Here is a 234-nt window from a genome sequence, read left to right on the forward strand (position 1 = left end):
TCTTGATGGAGTTCTTGTTAGCACCTACAGTACCGTCTGCGCCAAGACCCCAGAACTTACAGTTGATTGTACCAGCCGGAGTTGTAACCAGCGGAGCGCCGATTTCCAGAGACAGGTTGGTAACATAATCTTTGATACCAAGAGTAAATCTTGCCTTCTCAGTGTTGTTGTATACAGCAACGATCTGAGCCGGTGTAGTATCTTTGGAACCAAGACCATAACGACCTGTGAATA

1 protein-coding gene is annotated in these 234 nt (G+C 46.2%); it reads right to left on the reverse strand.

Annotation, left to right across the window (positions count from 1 at the left end; translation table 11 throughout):
• On the reverse strand, positions 1-234 hold a 234-nt coding region (locus ACTHSL_RS14275; RefSeq protein ID WP_440381763.1), incomplete at both ends, for a hypothetical protein.

This window comes from Neisseria sp. P0008.S010, assembly GCF_051962715.1.
Classification (GTDB): domain Bacteria; phylum Pseudomonadota; class Gammaproteobacteria; order Burkholderiales; family Neisseriaceae; genus Neisseria; species Neisseria elongata.